At 43.4% G+C, this 488-nt stretch carries 1 protein-coding gene; it reads left to right on the plus strand.

Annotated elements, in window-relative coordinates; translation table 11 throughout:
- Positions 1-318 (plus strand): L-threonylcarbamoyladenylate synthase (locus tag ACTHUM_RS19085; protein ID WP_440403848.1); only part of this gene is annotated, 318 nt, incomplete at its 5' end.
- Between the last annotated feature and the right edge of the window lie 170 nt (positions 319-488).

A 488-nucleotide genomic window follows, 5' to 3' on the forward strand; every position in this document is an offset into this window, starting at 1 on the left:
CTGCATGAAGCATGGCCTGCTCCGAAAACTTTTTTATTGCCGGTCGGCAAAAAAGTATTGCCATCATTGCGTGGAAAAGGACGCAGTAAATTGGCTGTCAGAGTTCCTGCGCATGTAGGTGCAAGGCGTTTGTGTCAGGTTTTGGAAATGCCTTTAGTCTCTACTTCATGCAATCGTGCAGGAAAACGGGCATGCAAAACGGAAAGGGAAGTCAGAAGACAGTTTGGCAGGAAAGTCTGGGTTGTAGGCGGATTGATAGGTAAGCAGAAAACGCCTAGCCAGATTATTGACGGAGAAACAGGAGCAAGGCTGCGTTAAAGAAGGGCTGTATCATCAAAGGAAAGGTATTTATTTGGAGAAGCAAATTTTTTCCAAAAGATTGGAATACCTTTGTGAAAAGGATTTAGCGCAGATCCAGTTTGATGCATAGCAGTCTGTAAATACAGATCGATTGAGCAGATAGTAAGTCAGTAAATAGAGTAGAAAGC

The sequence above is a fragment of the Neisseria sp. P0021.S006 genome, assembly GCF_051956895.1.